Consider the following 18,084-nt stretch of genomic DNA (forward strand, 5'->3'; position numbering starts at 1 on the left):
TCTGTCTTTTCTGTTAGAGAATTTCCATTAATTTATCAAGTTCATCAAGCGTCAGATCATCATCGCCAAGATCGCTAGGCGTAAGCTCAGGTCCGTCTTGGGCCAGGCAGTGATCTATGATTTTCAAGAGGTGCCCTTTAAAGCTGTCACTGAACGATTGAATGGTTTTTTCATGAAATTCGAGAGAATGATAGGCAAACGTCATCGTCATCTGCCCATTTTCTATAAATCCGACAATATCAAGCGCATTCGGCTTCTCTGTGTCAGGGCTCAGCGATTGTCCTGACGGCATCCCGGATCTTGTAAATAAGCCGGAATCCGACATCTCATTAAACTGGCCTAAGTAGTTAAAGCTGATATCCGGATCAATCTCAAATGAAAGACCCTCTTTATGCTCAGGCGCCGTTACATAACGCAGAATGCCGTAGCCGACTCCTTTGTTCGGGATGTGTCTGATGTCTTCTTTCATTTGTTTCAGCTGATATGAAAGATCGTCGGCGTGCTTCATCTCAAGGATCATCGGATACATGCTCGTAAACCATCCGACCGTCCGGGTGATATTCAGGCCGTCAAGAATGTCTTCGCGCCCGTGGCCTTCCAAATGAACGCCGATCGTGTCTTCACCCGTCCACTCTTTCAGCGCCAGTCCGAGCGCCGTGAGCAGGATGTCGTTCATTTCCGTATGGTAGGCTTCATGTACGTTTGTCGTCAGCTGTTCAGTTTGTTCAGGCGTCAGAGAGAAACTGACCGTTCTCGTATGTCTCATGCGCTGATCGCCAGACTGCCTGTCTTTCGGAAGCTGAGTGCATACCTCTTTCTCCTCAAGCCCCCTCCAGTAATCCGCTTCTTTCAAAAACGCCTTCGTATTTGCGTATTCTTTGATTCTCTCAGCAAATTCGGCGAATGAATGTGTTTTCGGAGGCAGCGCCGGTTCATTGCCTTGTTTCAGCTGCGTATAAACGGACGTGAAGTCCTCCAGTAAAATCCGCCAAGATACACCATCCACGACTAAGTGATGGATTGCGAGAAGAAGGTGGTCTCCATCTTCAGCCCGGAAGAGCCCGGCCTTCAGCAGATGTCCTGTTTCCAGTGAAATACTGCTTTGAAGACGGTCTGCTTCCCGTTCGATACGGTCCTCATGATCTTCAGCAGGTCCGTTCAGCTCAAAGACGTTCAGTTCAACAGACGCATCCTCAAGCCCTCTGTAATACGGTTTTTGTTCACGATAAATCATCCGGAGCGCATCATGGTGCACCGTCAGGACATGTAATGTTTTTTCTGTTATCTCCGGATCAAAGCCGTCTTTCGCATGAAGCATGACGGATTGATTCCAGTGGTGTTTGTCCGTGAAGTTTTTCTCAAAGAACCAGCGCTGGATCGGCGTTAACTCCGCTTCGCCTTCGACAGGTCCCTGATCGGCCTGCTTGCCTTCCGTCCGCTCCACATAAGAGACGAGCTCTTCGATGGTCGGGTGCTGGAAGAGATCTTTCATTTCCAGCTTGTAGCCGTGCTGGTTCAGGCGGCTCGCCATTTGGATGCCTTTGATCGAGTCGCCGCCGAGGGTGAAGAAATTATCGCTTACGCCGATCTGACCAAGACCGAGCACTTCCTGCCAAATGTCGGAAAGCAGCGTCTCCATCTCCGTTTCCGGCGCTTTGTAAGCGGCGCTTCCCGCTTCAATGTCCGGTTCCGGCAGGGCTTTTTTGTCAATCTTTCCGTTTGCGGTGACCGGAAGCTCGTCCATCTCCACCCAGAACGCCGGCACCATGTAGTCCGGAAGCGTGTCTTTCAGCGCGGCTTTGAGCGCTTCAATATCGTCCTGCCGAGGCGCGACATAGGCGCAAAGCGCGGTATTGCCCGCTTTGTCTTCCACCGCCGTCACCGCTGCGTCATGAACGTCCGCAAGCTGGGCGAGGCGGACTTCGATTTCTGAAAGCTCGATCCGGTAGCCCCGCACTTTGACCTGCTGGTCGATACGGCCGATGTATTCGATGCCGCTCTGCGCGTTCCATTTGACGAGGTCGCCGGTCCGGTACATGCGCTCGCCGGGCACGAACGGATCTGCGGTAAACCGCTTCGCCGTTTCTTCTTCACGGTTCAGGTATCCGCGTGCCAGACCGCGGCCGGCCACGCACAATTCGCCGGCAATGCCTTCCGGCTGCACCTGATCGCCGTCGCCGAGAATATAAGCTCTCGTATTGGCAATCGCCCGTCCGATCGAAAGCGATCCTTCCTCAGGATTGATGACGCCGCTTGTCGCGACGACGGTGTTTTCCGTCGGGCCGTAGTTGTTGACGATCGTGTACGGCTGTTTCACCGCCCGTTTCAGCTTGTCGCCGCCGACGAGAAGCATGCGGAGAGAGGTATTTTCCAGCTCCATAAATTGTTCGGCCAGCTGCGTCGGCAGGAAGGTGATGGTCACGCCGTGCTCTTCGAAATAGTGATTTAAGCGGGTGATATCCAGCCGGATCGCTTCGTCAATGACATGAAGCTCCGCGCCGATGGTCCATGTCGGGAACATCTCCCAGATGGAGGCGTCAAAACCGAAGCCCGCGTATTTGGCGCTTTTATCATCCGCCGTCATGGCGAATGCGTCGTGATGCCAGAAGCACAGGTTCACCAGCGCATGGTGTTCGACCATGACACCCTTCGGCTGTCCGGTCGTTCCTGACGTGTAAATCATATAAGCGAGATGATCCGCCGTTGTTTCAGTCTGCGGGTTCGCTTCATCGTTTTCATCAAGCGGCAGGCTCAGAATGGAGCGTCCGCCGTCAAGCAGAATCGTTTCTCCTGTGTAGCCATTCGGCACGTCCAGCGCTTCCTGTGTGAGAAGAAGCTTGGCGCCGCTGTCCTGCAGAATGTAGCTGATCCGCTCTTGTGGGTAGTCGGGGTCAATCGGCACAAATGCCGCGCCCGCTTTTAAGACGCCGAGTACGCCCGCGGCCATTTCCAAGGACGGTTTCGTCAAAATGCCGACACGTTCGTCAGCCGTGACGCCGCAGTCTATGAGAATGCGCGCGATCCGGTTCGCCCTTGCGTTCAGCTCGCCGTACGTCCATTTCGCGCCGTTATATGCCGCGGCCGGCCGGTTCGCATATCGGGCGGCCGTTTCTTCAAAGAGACGGTGAACCGTTTTGTCCTGCGGCACAGAGAGTGTTTTTCCTTTCCATGCGTCAAGGAGGGCTTGTTTTTCTGTTTCATTCACCAATGAAAGCTCAGAAAGCTTCGCAGCCGGATTTTCCGTTGCGGCTTTTAACAGTTGAAGCCAATAATGCTTCCACGTCTCTGCTGTTTCCGGTTTAAACAGCGCGGTGTTATATTCAAGCACAAACGTTAAACCTTCGTCTGTGTCCTCAGCCGTCATCGTCAGGTCAAACTTGGCTGTTTTTCTGTCAAACGGATGGTGCTTCAGCTCAATTCCTTCCATGACCAGATCTTCAGCATTTGCATTTTGCATTGAGAATACCGCATCAAACAGCGGATTTCGGCTCGTATCACGCTGCACCTCAACCTTTTGCAGAAGGTCTTCAAGCGGATAATCCTGCGCGTCAAATGCATGTAAAGCGGTTTGTTTCACTTCTTTAAGATAATCCGTGAACGTTTTGTCCGCTTCCGGATACGTACGAAGCGCGAGTGTATTCACAAAAACACCGATGACGTTTGCGAGATCCGCATGTGACCGTCCCGCAACCGGCGAGCCGACAATGATGTCATGCTGTCCGCTCAGTTTTGAGAGAAAGGCGCTGTACGACGCCAGGAGCACCATGTACATGGTAGAATCCGTTTGTTTCGCAAGACTGCGAAGAGCCGACGTCTGTTCCTCAGTCAGAGAAAAGACCAGCTTGTCTCCTTCAAAGGTTTGCACGGCCGGACGGCTGTAATCAGCCGGCAGCGTCAATACCGGAAGCTCGCCGTCAAGCTCCCGAAGCCAATGCTCCTCCTGCTTGCGGTACTGCTCTGATTGAATAAATTTCTGCTGCCATACCGCATAGTCTTTATAATGAATCCGCAGCGGCTCAAGCGTTTCGCCGCCATACAAGCGGGACAGTTCATCTATCAGCACGCCGACTGAAGCGCCGTCCGAAATGATATGGTGCACATCAAACAGCAGCAGGTGGTCATGTTCAGCCAGCTTGACCAGCCCCGTTCTGACGAGAGGAAGCTGATCCAGACGGAACGGCCGGATAAAGCTCTGAATAATCTGTTCAGCATCTTCTTCAGAGGCTTCATAATATTCCATGTCGATACCAGCTTCCGCCCATATACGCTGAACCGTTTCTCCATCCTTTATGTCAAATGTCGTTCTGAAGGCTTCATGGCGTTCTGTCAGCTGTTTCATGACGGATTTCAGCTTTTCTGCATCAAGCTTTCCTTTTAAGCGGAGCACAGACGGCATGTTATAGCTTGTTTCAGCGCCTTCCAGCTGCTGAAGCACGAACATCCGCTTCTGCGGTGAAGAAACCGGATACGTTTCCCGCTCCGCAGCCGGTGCGATGCTCTCAGCCGCCTTCCGCTCAGCCCCTTCAATCAGCTGCGCCAGCCCAGCAGCCGTCGGAGAAGTGAACAGGTCCTTTAAGGTAAGCTGCACGCCGAATGTCTTCTGGATAAGGGCCAGCAGTTTCATCCCCGCTAACGAGTGGCCCCCGATCTCAAAGAACTGATCATGGACGCCGACCCGTTCCATTTGCAGCACCTCAGCCCAAATATCCGCCAGTTTTTTTTCTGTTTCATTGCGCGGCGCCGTATATGACACGGCATTCGCTGCGGTCACATCCGGCATCGGCAGCGCCCGCCTGTCGATTTTTCCGTTCCCTGTAAGAGGCAGTTCATCCAATTGAATAAAGACGGACGGAATCATATAAGCCGGAAGATCCTTCGCCGTATGCTCCCTCAGCTCCCGGGAAGATATTTCCCTGAGGCCGACAAAATACGCGCAAAGAAGTTTGTCACCCGCGCCCTGATCCACAGCGAGCACAATGCATTCCTGAATCTGATCATGGCTTTGAAGCTGATGCTCAATTTCGCCAAGCTCAATCCGCTGACCGCGGATTTTCACCTGATGGTCGATGCGTCCGATAAACTCGATATCGCCATTCGGAAGCCATCTGGCCAAGTCGCCCGTTTTATACATCCGTTCACCTTCCTTAAACGGATGCTTTACAAATTTTTCTTCCGTCAGTTCAGGACGGTTGTAGTAGCCTTCTACGAGACCTTCCCCGCTGACGCACAGCTCTCCCGCGATACCCGCCGGCTGAATGCGTCCGGCTGAGTTCATAATAAAGACTTCCGTATTGCTGACCGGTTTACCGATCGGAACGGAGAGCGTATCCTCTTCAATGACATCCACCGGATGGTATGTCGCAAACACCGTGCTTTCCGACGGACCGTACATATGAAGCAGTCTTCCTTTCCCGACTGCCGCCAGCGCCTTTTTGACATGTTCTACAGACGCTCTTTCGCCCCCGAACATGATTTTCCGAAGCGTCGTCAGACAGGACGGCTCCATATCAACAAGCAGGTGGAACAGGGCCGTCGTAATCATCAGAATGCTGACGTTCTCCCGTTTGATCACACGGGACAGGCGCGACATGTCCAGCACCGTATCTTTCGGAACGATCACAAGCTTTGCACCGTTTAACAGCGAACCGAACATATCAAACATAAAAGCGTCAAAGACGTAGTTTGACAGACCGAGCACTGTGTCCTCTTCAGAAACGGTCAAATAGTTCGTGTTTTTTACCGTCCGCAAAATGTTGGCATGTGTGACGATGTTTCCTTTCGGCGTTCCCGTCGTGCCTGATGTATACGTGAGATTGGCAATCGTTTTGGAATCAAACGGCAATGCTGGATTGCGAGAGTCCTTTTCATAGCTCGCCTCATCATCAGCAAGCACAATGACGCCTTGAAAACCGGCCTTTTCCGCAAGCGGCTTGAGGCTTTGCTGAGTCAGGAGCACATTCGCCCCGCTGTCGCGGAAGAAATGCTGAATCCGCTGAACCGGATGCTCAGGATCAATCGGCACATAGGCGGACCCCGCTTTTAACACAGCCATAATGGAAACAATCATGTCCATTGACCGTTCACATAAAACAGCCGCGGTTTCCCCGCCGCCTCCGACCGAAAGAATATGCCGCGCAAGCCTGTTGGCGCGTTCATTCAGCTGCTGATACGACAGAGTATCCCCTTCGAACTGAAGAGCTGTCCGGTCAGGGTTCTTTCGGGCCTGTTCTTCAAAGATCTGCACGATCGTTTGCTCTTTCGGGTATGCCGTGCGCTCCGGATTGAACCGCTGTAATTGGTTCAAAGCCTCCCGTTCAGAAAGCAGATCATATTCGCTGATTTTCGCATCCGGCTGAGCTGCCGCACTCTCCAGCAGACGGACATAGTGCGCAAGCATGCGATCCGCAGTTGAGCGCTTAAACAGCTTCGTGCAATAATCCAAATCGAGCGCAATGCCTTCCGCTGTTTCCCGGGCCTGCATTGTCAGATCGAATTTAGCGATATTGAAGTTGGTTTCATGAAGAGACAGCGTCAGGTTGCCGATCTCCGGAATTCCGTCCGAAGCATTTTGCAGACTGAACATCGTGTCAAATATCGGATGCCTGCTCATGTCCCGGGGCACGTTCAGCTCCTCGGTCAGCCACTCAAACGGATAATCCTGATGGGAAAACGCGTCCAGCACCTGTTTGCGCACATGACCTAACAAGCCGGCAAATGTCTGATCCTGCTTCACGGAGCTTCGCAGCGCAAGCGTGTTGACAAACATCCCGATAAGCCCCTCGGTATCAGAGTGATTTCTTCCCGCTGACGGTGTTCCCACGATGATGTCTTCCTGTCCCGAATACTTAGAAAGCAGCGTATAGTATGCCGATAACAGCACCATGTAAAGGGTGGCTCCGTTTTTCTCGGCAAGCTTCTGCAGCCGTTCCCGCAGCATTTTCGGCAGCTTGGCGGACACGCGGTCACCTTCAAAGCTTTGCACTTGCGGCCGCGGATAATCAGGGAGCAGCTGAAGCACCGGCAGTTCGCCGCTGAAGACTTCTTTCCAGTACGCCCGCTCCTTCTTGTAGCCTTCTTTCGCCCGTTCCGCCTGCCATACGGCATAATCTTTATATTGAATGCGCAATTCAGGCAGCTGATTTCCGCCGTAGATGTCAGCCAGTTCCTTCAGCATGATGGAAATAGACACCCCGTCAGAAATCAGGTGATGCATATCAAACAGCAGCATATGGCGATTGTGACCTAGCGTTTGCAGGCCGATTCTGAACAGCGGCGCCTCAGATAAATCAAAACGGCGCACAAAGTCCTTCATGACCTGTTCATTCGTTCTTCCGCGCGCTTCGAGCATTTCAATATGAAACGGAACATGTTCGTGAACCACCTGTCTCGGCGTGCCGTCCTCCGATTGAAACGATGTTCTGAGCGCTTCATGCCTGCTGATTAAGGCAGAAAATGCACGCTCGAGCTTTTCAAGGTCTAAAGCGCCCTCAATCACGGCCGCAGCCGGCATGTTATATCCGACTCCCGCATCTTCAAATTGGCTCGCGATATAAGTCCGCTGCTGAGCGAGCGAAAGCGGATAGCTCGCCTGCTTCTCAGCCGGCTCAATCGCCCTGAATGCCGGTCCTTCGTTTCGGTTTTCCGCATAATCGGCAAGCGCCGCAATCGTCGGATGCTCAAACAAGTATTGCAGCGGAATTTCAACGCCCATTTGCTTATGAATTTTCGTCAGAAGCGTCATTGCCTTTAATGAATGACCGCCTGACTCGAAGAAATGATCATAAATGCCCGCCTTGTCCATTCCGAGGACTTCCTGCCAGATGACGGTGAGCGTTTCCTCCGTTTCGTTTCTCGGCGCGGCATATTCGGATGAGCTGACAGCCTGCACATCAAGCGCAAACAGCTTTTTGCGGTCCGCCTTCCCGCTCGGCGTGAGCGGAATTTCGTCCGTTTTTGTAAAGTAAGCGGGCACCATGTAATCAGGAAGGTGCTTGGACACATACTCCCTGTACTCGGCAGGGTGAAACTCGGTTCCTTTTTCCTGAACGATATATGCGCAAACATCTAAGCTGCCCTGCTGATCCGGCCGTGCCAGCACGACGGCCTGCGCCGCCCCCGGAGCTTTTCTGAGCACCGTTTCAATTTCTCCCAGCTCAATACGGTAGCCGCGGACTTTCACCTGATCATCTTCACGGCCGATATATTCGATCGTCCCGTCCGGCAGCCAGCGCGCCATATCACCCGTGCGGTACATGCGGCCGCTTCCGTTAAACGGATCTTGCAAAAACTTCTCTGCGGTCAAATCCGGAAGATTTAAATAGCCGCGGCCTACACCGTCACCCGCGATATACAGCTCACCGGCCGTGCCGTCGGGCTGAAGCCGCTGGTGCTTATCCAATATATACAGACGGGCGTTGCCGAGCGGTTTTCCGATCGGAACGTACGCCGCCTGTTGATTCATTCCGTTATCGGCTGACACCTGATGCACGGACGCATCTACGCACGTTTCTGTCGGCCCGTAGACATTCGTCAGACGCGGCGCCCTGCCCGATTGATGAAAGAGGTTCATCAGCTGTTCAGCAACAGCGGCGGACAGGCCCTCTCCCCCAATGAGCATGTGGCGCAATTCAATTCCGCTGACATCTCCCGCCGCAACCATCATCTGCAGATGCGCAGGGGTTCCGTCAGTGGCTTCAATCCGGTTTTGACGATAATAGTCCAGCAGTGCCGAGCCATTCGTTACAGTCGTTTTCGGCACGATATAAAGCGTCTGCCCCAAAAGAAGCGAGGCAAAAATCTGTTTGACGGACGCATCAAAATGAAACGGAGCCAAAAGCGCCATTCTTAATGTCTGCTCACCGCATTGATAAATCTCCTGCTGCAGTGATTGCACCAGATGATGAACTTGCCGGTGCTCAATCATCACGCCTTTCGGCCGCCCCGTTGTACCTGACGTGTAGATGATGTAAGCCAGCCGGTCTGATTGTGTACTGACACCGTCCGCAGCCGTTTCAAACTGAACAGCCTCGTCAAAATCAATCCGTTCGGCATCCGCTGCAGGCGCCTGTATTCCGGCCTCCGTCAGAACAGCCTTCGCTCCGCTGTCCTCCAAAATGTACTGAATCCGATCCGCCGGAAAGTCAGGATCTATCGGCACATAGGCGCCGCCCGCTTTCAAAATTCCCAATATTGCCGCAATAACACGCTCAGAACGGCCAAGCAGCACCGCGACAGGAGAATCGGCTGATATCCCGGCTTTAAGAAGGCGTCCGGCAATTCGGCCTGACTGTTCATGCAATGTGCGATAGGACAATGTTCGGCCTTCATACACCACCGCCGGTTTGTCAGACAGTGACTTCACTTTCTCTTCAAACAGCCCCGGTATCGTCATCTCCCCGCGGTAATTCACCGGATTGCCTGAGGCCCGTGTCAGCAGCCGCTCTTTCTCGGATTCAGAAAGAAGAGTAAGCTCATCAATTATGCGATCAGGAGATGAAATCGCATCTTCAATCAGCGTGATCAAACGTTCAGAAACAGATACAATCTCCTCTCCCTTGAATATGTCGCTGCGATAGTCAAAATCAATCGTCAATTTCCCAGTGTCCCATCGTTCCTTCACATGAATCGAAATATCATTTGTACCGCTTCCGCTGAAAATAGGGTCTGTCAGAAAGGACAGATTCTCTTTTTTCTGCCACTGCATCACCTGGTACTCCAGAGCCACCGTAAACAATCTGCTCAGCGAACTTTTCGAAGCGCGCAAATCATTGACAAGCAGGTTATACGGATACTTTTGGTGGCGGAGAATTTTCATCAGATCCTTCATCCGGCCTTTAACGAATTCCAAGAACGACTGTCCTCCGTCAACGCTTGTCCGCACAGGAACCGTAGATACGAACATCCCGAGCATCTGCTTTTCTTTCGCATTCGTCCGGTTTCCCATAAACGTACCCGTGACAACGTCATCCCGGCCGGTCACTTTGTAGAGATAAGTGATCAAAGCTGATTGGAACAGAGATAGTACGCTGACTTTATGCTCCTCGCAGAATGAATGAATGCGGCCGTATAAGTCGTGAGGAATTTCTTGAGAAAACCGTTTCGCATCAAGACCCGCATCTGCCTGGCTCCGTTTCAGGGACACAAGCTCCGGCACGGTCTCAAACTGCCCGTTCCAAAAATCCCGATCCTTTTTAAACCGCTTCGACTGCACATATTCCTGCTCAGTCAGCACATGCTCGATAAAGGAAGGAATCTCCGTCTGTTCCATACTTGCTCCGCCCGAAAGCTCCAAATAAATATCAGTAATCGCATTGCCCAGAATCGTCATGGAAATCCCGTCTGAAATAACGTGATGCACATTAACGTAGAACCAGACCTCATTTTCGCTGATGGTATACACGGAAAAACGGAATAAATCCTGATCATATAATGCCAGAGGCTTGCTTGCCTCGTCACGTCCCCATTTTGACAGCTCTTCCGCAGAGCAGCCGGCTTGCCTGATGTCTGTATGTTCGATAGTCAGCGGACGGTATTCGCTCACATATTGAACGGGCTCCCCCTCATCATCAAGCCGCAGACGGATTCTCATCGACTCATACCGCCGGACGAATTCCTGTATCGCTTTCTCAACGTAATGAGCCTGTACGCCGTCATCAGAAATGAGTTTCCCGAACCCGGCAAGATTTGAAATACTTGTGTTCGGATAGAATTTTTCTGTATACCAGATACGTTTTTGAGCATTTGTTAAAGGATAAAAAGTTATTTCCATATGTGTGCGCCTCCCCTTTTTAAGATAAAATTGTCAATTCTCCCTTAGAAACAGCCTCCCTCAATGTCCCTAACTCATTATCAAGCCAAAAGAACCACTTACCTCCAAAACGATCCCGATTCAATCACCGCCGAAATCCGCAATCCACTCACCCGCACAGTCCGAAATGCGGCTCAAATTTATGAGAAATCAAGACAAGAATCCAATGTTTGTAAGCAACAGGGTTTACCTATTTCTTCATGAATTACTATATATCTACTTACGTTCACTTTATATGAAATTATTGTTTTTATCACCGAAAAATGGGTGAAAAGTTTCATTCGGCACACCGAAAAAAATTCCGACAATTCCAGAGGGTATTTTGCGGCATCCCGCAATTTATTTTTAAAAATATTATTTATGTAAAATTAAAAATCTTTAAACTATAGTATAAATCTCTCGAATATCCAGTTATGGCAGAATGAAAATAGTTTTCATATATGAGCTGATGGGGAAAAAACAGCGCAAGAACCGAAACAGGAGATTTAATCGTTCGCAATATGATTTCATTAAACCGCAAAAAAAGCACTCTATTTTACATAGAGCGCTTCAAAAAGATTCCTTTATTGCAGTTTTATCAATGTTGATTAATTCCATATATTCTTTTCCCCACTTATACATGGCGTCCAAAATCGGCATAAGGGTCTCTCCTTGCTCCGTTAATGAGTACTCCACTTTCGGAGGGACGACAGGGTAAACTTCCCTGTGAACGATCAGATCCTGCTCCAGCTCCCTGAGCTGATTCACAAGAATTTTGTGCGTAATATCCGGAATTAAAGCTTTCAGCTCATTAAACCGCTTTGTTCCTTCTTTTCCCAGGTGCCACATAATCAGCATTTTCCACTTCCCGCCTATCACGGCAAGCGTCAATTCCTTTTCGCAATTAAACGTTTTCTCATCCATTCGGCTCACGGGCCATTCTCCTTCCTCTTACTTTTTGTACGTTCATCATCTATTCATACACGCTTACTTTTTTACACAACTTTCATCAGTTTATACTACCACGCAGTTTTGCTGAAACAAAGCGCATTGCCTGCGGGGACAGTATCCTCAAAGTAACTATTAGACTTCAAAGTGCGTACTTCTCAACATGCGGGGCACTCTATAGAATGTAAATACATGAAAAAGAGGAGTGGATATAAAGTGGAATTACAGCTGGCATTAGACTTAGTGAATATCCCGGAAGCAATTGAACTTGTGAAAGAGGTCGAACAATATATAGATGTTGTAGAAATCGGCACTCCCGTTGTCATTAATGAAGGCCTGAAAGCCGTACAGGAAATGAAATCAGCCTTTCCTCACCTGAAAGTGCTTGCCGATCTTAAAATCATGGATGCAGGCGGCTACGAGATCATGAAAGCGGCAGAAGCGGGCGCCGACATCATCACCGTTTTAGGAGCGACAGACGACTCAACGATCAAAGGGGCGGTTGCCGAAGCAAAAAAACAGCAGAAAAAAATTCTCGTCGACATGATTAACGTAAAAAACCTTGAAACACGGGCAAAAGAAATTGACCAACTCGGTGTTGATTATATTTGTGTTCACACAGGTTATGATCTTCAAGCAGAAGGAAAGAATTCATTCGAGGAACTGACGGCGATTAAAAAAGCGGTCAAGAGCGCTAAAACCGCAATTGCCGGAGGCATTAAACTTGATACGCTTCCTGAAGCCATCAAACAAAACCCAGATTTAATCATTGTCGGCGGAGGCATTACGGGAGCTGACAATAAAGCGGATGCTGCTGCTAAAATGAAACAGCTGATTTCACAAGGATCATGAAAACGACTGAATACTTACATGAAATACTCAATGAAATATCCCGCACCGCAGCATTAATAGCCGACAGTGAAGCTGACAAGCTTGCAGATGAGATTTTATCGGCAGATCAAATCTTCACGTCCGGAGCGGGGCGTTCCGGCTTTATGGCTAAAGCGTTCGCCATGAGGATGATGCACATCGGCCTGAACGCTTACATCGTCGGTGAGACGCTTACCCCTCCCCTCCAAGAAGGCGGTCTCGTCATCATCGGCTCAGGCTCAGGCGAAACAAAAAGTCTGCTTCATACAGCTGAAAAAGCCAAAAGCCTTAACGGCATCATCACTGCATTAACGATTAACCCCGATTCAAGTCTCGGCAAACTTGCGGATCTTACGATAACGATTCCCGGCTCTCCTAAGGAAGAGACCGGCGGAGACAGAAAGACGATTCAGCCGATGGGTTCTTTATTCGAACAAACTCTTCTGCTGTTTTACGATGCGGTTATTCTAAAAATCATGGAGAAAAAAGAACTGAATTCAGCAGACATGTTTACAAAGCATGCAAATCTGGAATGATTTGCTGACGGCCTTCTTATCAGATGGCCGTCTTTTTATCGTCTTGTTGCGTACGGTCATGCAGGCCAAGGTTTTCAGGTCGGACACTCGCAGACGAAGATATCCTGCCGGTGAGCTTATCGCTATAATAAGTCAATTGACGATACGGCCGCAACCGTTCATTTCTGAATAGGGAAACGGCAAAAAACACTTTCTGATCGGATATTTAATGAATAAAATTGATTTGTGCGGATGGTTTTACAGATATTCAGCTGAATTGCGGCTGAGAAATATATTTTAACAGCTTTACAGCCGGCGGATTCTGCTTTATTCTTGGACCAGCTTTACAGCAATTTAAAACTGGAGGTGATTGATACTCTTGAAAACATTAAAAGCACTGCTGCTTGTTCTTATCATCATTGCCGGAGCAGTCGCGGCCCTGATCAAGGGTGATCTTTTCTCAGATAACGAGCAGACCGTTCAGAAGAGTGATTACGACAAAGTAATCCTATTTCCGTCCGATCGATATCCGGAAACAGCAAAGCATATTAAGGACGCAATAAAAGAAGGGCATTCCAGCATTTGCACCATTGATAGAGACGGAGTACATAAGCGGCGTGAGCAATCTCTTAAACATGTGCCTGTCAAAACGGGATACGATAGGGATGAATGGCCGATGGCGGTTTGTAAACAGGGCGGAAACAATGCCTCCGTAGAATATATTTCTCCGGCAGACAACCGCGGAGCCGGCTCTTGGGTCGGACACCAGCTTACCAATGATCCCGACGGAACGAGAGTATTATTTAAAATCAAGTAAAAAAACAGGAGGAACAGCGCATTGAATAAATCATGGAAACCGCAAGAACTGGCCATTTCGTATCATCAATTTACAATCTTCCAAAAAGATTCAGAACCGCCTGTTATCGATTGGACCGATGAAGCCATTGAAAAAGGATATGCGGAAGCTGACGGAGCTGTTTCATTCGAAGCAAGGAGAAATACGAGGGCATTTATCGTCCTCAGGCTTAACACAAGTGAACCGGTACTATCCTATGAGAAAAAAGCGACTGTTCCCTTTGAGGCTGTAAAAGATGGAATTGAGATTGAAAGCGTGATGTCAAAGCGGCTTTTCTTTAATATTCCGAAAGGCCGATACAGCCTTACCTGTTATTCAGTGCCTGCCGAAATATCCGATCTTCATGCGGATACGTATATTATTGATGCAGACGCAATGTAAAAGAAATCCCTGAGAGAATCATATTTCTCTCAGGGAACTTTTATAAACTTTTACCGTTTGTTTCAATTACATTCTGGTACCAATAAAAACTGTTTTCCTGATCCGTTTCAAGTCTTTTTCATCTTCTTCATCTCGATTGATATACACAAAACCGTAGCGTTTTTGATAGCCGTTCAGCCAGCTTAAACAGATCCGTGAATGACCAGCTGCAGCAGCCGATGAGATGAACTCCGTCACTAATAGCCTCTCTGCACAGTTCACCCATACTGAAGGTCCTTTACCGTCTTATTCTAAGCTCCTTCAACCTGATAGGCAGCCGAAGCTGACCCCCATAGAAATGTATCAGGGAACAGACCCTGTTTTTTATGTATCATGTGTTTCATCCTCCTGATGCGTATGATATTGATATCATACGTTTTGAAACGCATTTCAGAGCAATCCCGATAAAAACAAAAAAGCATCCGGCTTGCCGGATGCTTAAGAATGATGATGCCGCTTTTCCAATTTATGAGGCGGAGGCTTCGGGACAAAGCCATTTTGTTTCATCATATTAAAGCGCCTGTCCATATGCTGTTTAATATGTTCTGCTTTTTCTTTCGGCAGGACCCCGTACTCAACATATTTGGATATGACATGTTTGCGTTTTTCGAGCACTTCTTTTTCAAGTGATTCAATTTCTTTTTTCTGCTGTTCCGTGAGTGACATTGTTGAAGGCATTTTTGTTTCGGCGTGTGCCGGCATTGTGAAAACCATTGCTGTAATGAAAAACGCAGCTAAAGACAATGCAGCTTTTTTCATGACTCTTTCCTCCTTTAACGTTTGTTATATGTTGCTCCCTCATCCATTTTTTATGCAAAAAAAGAGCGAAATTATTCGCTCTTTTCAATCGATTCGTCCGGCAGTGCGTATGTGACATACGTTCCCGCTACAAAATCGTGGATTGACCGTTTATCTTCTCTCATTCCGACCATGAATGCGCTCACGATCACACCGATTCCAAACGTCACGCCATATATCAGGCCGCCCACAAGCACTCTCAAAATCATAGTAAGAAAGCCTGCCTGGGTTCCGTCTTTTTTGACGATGCGGATACCGCAGATCTTTTTGCCGATAACATAGCCGTTCCAGTATACAGGGAGCAAAATTCCATAAAGAGTCAAAATGATGCTGATCATTGCGCTCTCATTCGGGTCTTTTCCTGTTGCCAGCATAAAAATAATCGCCAAAGGCACTGAAGTAATTAAATAGTCGAGTACAACGGCTCCCAATCTGATCCAAAATCCCGCCGGTCTGTAAATATTCATCATGTTTCCCCTCGCTATGGCTTCAAAATCACTTTAATGTTGCCATCTTCTTTTTTGTCAAATATATCATATGCAGCAGGAGCTTCCGCAAGACTCATTTTGTGTGTAATGATATCCGTCGGATCAATTTCATTTTGTTCAATCATTTGATACAGCATCGGCATCAGATGAATAACGGGTGCCTGGCCCATTTTTAAAGAAACGTTGCGTGTAAAAAAATCACCGAGCGGAAAGCCGTCCGCTTCAGAAATGTATGCGCCCGTGAGCTGCACGGTTCCGAACTTCTTAACGGCTTCTGATGCTGTAAGAATCGGGCTGATCGTTCCGAACTGATTCGGTTTTTGCTCTGCTTTTTCTTTTGAAAGCGGCGTGCCGTCCATTCCGACACAATCAATCACTACATCCGCGCCCCCTGACGTTTGTTCGAGCAGCAGTTTCCCGATCTCATCATGTTCTGAAAAATTGAAGGTCTCTGCTCCGTTTATGCGTCTCGCATGTTCAAGGCGATGCGGGACTTGATCAACTGCGATAACCCGTTTAGCTCCTTTTTTCCAGGCGAATTTTTGCGCCATTAAGCCGATCGGACCTGATCCCAAAATAACGACTGTATCTCCTTTTTTCACTCCGCTGTGCTGAACGCTCCAAAAGGCGGTCGGCATGACATCTGACAGAAGCAGCACCTGCTCATCTTCAAGCTCACTGTCTGCCGGAACCAGAAAAGAAGAGAAATCAGCAAAAGGAACACGTAAATATTCAGCCTGCCCGCCGGGATAATTACCGTTAAACTCCGAAAAACCGAATAAACCGCCGGCATCTGTATGAGGATTTGGGTTTGATTCATCACACTGGCTTTCCATCTGGTGCTTGCAGTAATGACATTCTCCGCAGCCGATGTTAAAAGGAATCACGACCCGGTCGCCTTTTTTCAGCTTTTTGACTTGACTGCCCGTTTCTTCAACGATTCCCATCGGCTCATGCCCGACAATATAACCCGGATCGGCGGGTATTCCGTTTTTATATAAATGAAGGTCTGAACCGCATATCCCGGTTGCGGTGATTCGAACGATGACATCTCTCTCATCTTGAATGGCGGGTGCCGGGACTTCTTTCACTTCCATATGTTCTTTTCCTTGGTATGTCAATGCTTTCACACTTGGTCAGCTCCTTTTTCATCACTCCTTCCCTTTTCACCTGCTTCTAAACTTGGCCGGTATGTTATTCGGCCCGCTGAATATCCCATTGAAAAGGATCTTCAAGCTGCGACCAGTCGGAATCGAACTCAGACGGCGTGAGCAGGCACTGATCCAATTCCTTTGTAATGGCGGCTTCATCTAAATCTGTTCCGATAAACACCAAGTTCGTATGACGATCTCCGAATTGGTCGTCCCAATCTTCCAGAATCTCCGGTTCCTGCTTTTTGATCTGCTCCTGCTCAAGTTTCGGCATTGCCGCCACCCAATAAGAAACAGGCTCAATCGAAACCGCCGGACCCGCCTGAGACATCAGCAGCGCAAGGCTGTTGCGGGTTGCGCACCAAACAATTCCTTTTGCGCGCACAATGTTGTCAGGCATTGATTGATGCAGCCAGCTGTCAAAACGAACGGTATGAAACGGCAGACGCCGCGAGTACACAAACGAAGTGATGCCGTACTCTTCCGTTTCCGGAGTGTGCGCTTCATGACCTGCCGTCAGTTCCTTTATCCATCCTGCTGATGAACTCGCTTCCTCAAACTCAAATAAACCGGTATTCAATATGCATTCGGCGGGCACTTCTCCGCGAACGGACCGGATCAGTCTGGCACGGGGCTGTAATGCGCGAAGAACCGTTTCCAGCTGTTCAAGCTCTTTTTCGCCCACCATGTCGCATTTATTTAAAATGAGCACATCACAAAACTCAATTTGGTCAATTAATAAATCGGCAATCTCCCGTTCATCCTCTTCTCCCGCCGCTTCCTTCCGGTCAAGAAGGCTGTCACCGGACTGGAAATCATGCCAGAAGCGGTTTGCATCCACCACGGTCACCATTGTGTCCAGCCTGCAGAATGTTGTCAGATCAATGCCCATTTCTTCATCTATATAAGAAAATGTCTGGGCAACGGGAATCGGTTCGCTGATCCCTGTTGATTCAATGACAATATAATCAAACCTGCCGTCTTTCGCGAGTTTCTCAACTTCGACTAATAAATCTTCACGCAGCGTGCAGCAGATACAGCCGTTGGATAATTCTACTAGTTCCTCATCCGTCCTTGACAAACCGCCTCCCTGCTTCACCAAGCCCGCGTCTATATTTACTTCGCTCATGTCATTGACGATGACGGCAATTTTTAAACCGTTGCGGTTTTGTAAAATATGATTCAAAACGGTCGTCTTTCCGGCACCAAGATAGCCGCTCAATACTGTAACCGGAATTTTTTTCATATCAAT

At 48.9% G+C, this 18,084-nt stretch carries 11 protein-coding genes and 1 pseudogene; 4 read left to right on the forward strand and 8 right to left on the reverse strand.

Going from position 1 to position 18,084, the window contains the following annotated elements:
• Window positions 1-13: 13 nt before the first annotated feature.
• On the reverse strand, window positions 14-10,768 hold the full coding sequence (gene srfAA, locus AC2CGA_RS15985; RefSeq protein ID WP_484480231.1) for a surfactin non-ribosomal peptide synthetase SrfAA: 10,755 nt from the start codon (window positions 10,766-10,768) through the stop codon (window positions 14-16).
• Between the two features lie 588 nt (window positions 10,769-11,356).
• Window positions 11,357-11,719, reverse strand: a complete 363-nt coding sequence (gene hxlR / locus AC2CGA_RS15990; RefSeq protein WP_014304320.1) for a transcriptional activator HxlR — start codon at window positions 11,717-11,719, stop codon at window positions 11,357-11,359.
• A 231-nt stretch (window positions 11,720-11,950) separates the two neighbouring features.
• Here hxlR and hxlA point away from each other — a divergent pair, with 231 nt between their 5' ends.
• The 4 genes from hxlA to comJ all read left to right on the forward strand — a co-directional run bounded on the left by hxlA (window position 11,951) and on the right by comJ (window position 14,356).
• The gene (gene hxlA, locus AC2CGA_RS15995) at window positions 11,951-12,586 is read left to right on the forward strand and encodes a 3-hexulose-6-phosphate synthase (RefSeq protein ID WP_014304319.1); all 636 of its coding nucleotides are present in this window, start codon (window positions 11,951-11,953) and stop codon (window positions 12,584-12,586) included.
• Window positions 12,583-13,140, forward strand: coding sequence for a 6-phospho-3-hexuloisomerase (gene hxlB, locus AC2CGA_RS16000; RefSeq protein WP_014304318.1), 558 nt, complete (start codon window positions 12,583-12,585; stop codon window positions 13,138-13,140). Before hxlA ends, hxlB begins: the two co-directional genes overlap by 4 nt.
• Before the next feature lie 358 nt (window positions 13,141-13,498).
• Window positions 13,499-13,936, forward strand: coding sequence for a NucA/NucB deoxyribonuclease domain-containing protein (locus AC2CGA_RS16005; protein ID WP_003156588.1), 438 nt, complete (start codon window positions 13,499-13,501; stop codon window positions 13,934-13,936).
• 21 nt (window positions 13,937-13,957) lie between these two features.
• Entirely contained in the window at window positions 13,958-14,356 is a 399-nt protein-coding gene (comJ, locus tag AC2CGA_RS16010) for a competence protein ComJ (protein WP_043866822.1), read from the forward strand.
• A gap of 40 nt (window positions 14,357-14,396) precedes the next feature.
• Here the strand turns inward: comJ and AC2CGA_RS16015 are convergent.
• From AC2CGA_RS16015 to AC2CGA_RS16040, 6 genes and pseudogenes are all read right to left on the reverse strand, one after another.
• A pseudogene (locus AC2CGA_RS16015) lies at window positions 14,397-14,615 on the reverse strand (family 1 glycosylhydrolase); the annotation flags it as partial.
• A gap of 31 nt (window positions 14,616-14,646) precedes the next feature.
• Window positions 14,647-14,892 (reverse strand): family 1 glycosylhydrolase, encoded by a 246-nt coding sequence (locus AC2CGA_RS16020; protein WP_109567708.1) that lies wholly within the window; start codon window positions 14,890-14,892, stop codon window positions 14,647-14,649.
• Entirely contained in the window at window positions 14,834-15,109 is a 276-nt protein-coding gene (locus AC2CGA_RS16025) for a YckD family protein (RefSeq protein ID WP_369719109.1), read from the reverse strand. The genes AC2CGA_RS16020 and AC2CGA_RS16025 overlap by 59 nt, the downstream gene beginning before the upstream one ends.
• Before the next feature lie 116 nt (window positions 15,110-15,225).
• Complete coding sequence (locus AC2CGA_RS16030; protein ID WP_003156592.1) at window positions 15,226-15,660, reverse strand: RDD family protein; 435 nt, start codon at window positions 15,658-15,660, stop codon at window positions 15,226-15,228.
• Window positions 15,661-15,674: 14 nt separating this feature from the next.
• On the reverse strand, window positions 15,675-16,811 hold the full coding sequence (locus AC2CGA_RS16035) for a zinc-dependent alcohol dehydrogenase (RefSeq protein WP_484480232.1): 1,137 nt from the start codon (window positions 16,809-16,811) through the stop codon (window positions 15,675-15,677).
• A gap of 64 nt (window positions 16,812-16,875) precedes the next feature.
• Entirely contained in the window at window positions 16,876-18,078 is a 1,203-nt protein-coding gene (locus AC2CGA_RS16040) for a GTP-binding protein (protein ID WP_024084872.1), read from the reverse strand.
• Window positions 18,079-18,084 lie beyond the last annotated feature (6 nt).

It is taken from the genome of Bacillus sp. SYZHCR11, assembly GCF_057196865.1.